The 1,081-nt window shown below is 69.1% G+C and carries 1 protein-coding gene; it reads right to left on the reverse strand.

The genetic code is table 11. The features are described 5' to 3' along the window. The coding region (locus ACFXOM_RS35595; protein WP_385041656.1) for a JmjC domain-containing protein at window positions 1-926 on the reverse strand (926 nt) is incomplete at its 3' end. Window positions 927-1,081 lie beyond the last annotated feature (155 nt).

The following is a 1,081-nucleotide window of genomic DNA, read 5'->3' on the forward strand; positions in this document are numbered from 1 at the left end:
GCGACTCCGTCCGGCCGGCCGAAGGCGGCCACGTGCGGCATGTGGCGTGCGGGCGGGGTGCTGGACCGCAGTTCGTCCAGGTACCGCTCGGGGCTGTAGGTGGCGGCCAGGGCACTGAGCTTGTCCGTCAGCACCTGGTGTGCGGTGCCCTGGGCGCCCTCCAGGTCGTGACGGAACGATTCGTCGGCGCGGGCTGCGTCAGAGAGGAAGTTGGCCCAGGTGACACCGGTCCGTTTGGTGAACCCGAACGTCACGTGCAGGGAGTGTCCACCACTCCCCGAGCCGAGGCGGGTCGCGGTGTGCCAGAAGCCTCGTGGGATGTGCATGACGTCCCCGGCCCGCATGGTGCCCTTCCACAGCACTTCCTCGGAGGGCGTGCGGTTGCGTTCCGCGTCGCGGTACATCGGCGCCGGCCGCGTCGGGCCGCGCACTTCCCACGACTTCTCGCCCGAGAGCTGCACGGCGATGACCTCGTGGTCGTCCCAGTGCAGATGGAATCCGTCGGTGTCACCGACCGCGAGGTAGGCGTTGGCAGAGGTGAGTTCGCCGGACCACCAGCCCAGGGCCCGGCAGGCGACTTCCAGCGTCGGGTCGAAGAAGTCCACATGGTCCAGGACCACGGTGCCGCCCTCGTTGAGGATCCGTCCGAGGGCCGCCATGTCCGCTTGACTCACGGCCTGCCGGCGCCGGTTGACGTTGGTGGACAGGAATGTGGACGGGTGGACTTCGTCGCCCTCGGCGTAGCAGCGCAGCTGCGGGTTGGCCAGATGGCGGCGCTTGATCATGTCCAGCAGTCTGAGCGGGGTCAACAGCCGTGCGGGCAGCTCCGGGTCCGTGAGACGGCCGCGCGCGAACGCGGTCCCCACGGAACCCGGCCCGCCCCAGCCGAGAGCCTTCTCGATGTGGCTGACGAGCCGGTGCTCCATGGTTTCCCTTACTCCTTCGGGAGGTTCAGGTCGCGGTTGTCGCCGTCATCTCCCGCGCTGTTCTGCGAGCTGGTGATGTCTGACCGCTCGGACTCGCTGCGGTCGTGGGCGGTCGCCAGCTCTTCCACGGCGATCAGAAGCGCGGGGCTGGTCCC

Source organism: Streptomyces sp. NPDC059169, assembly GCF_042755225.1.
Lineage (GTDB): Bacteria > Actinomycetota > Actinomycetes > Streptomycetales > Streptomycetaceae > Streptomyces.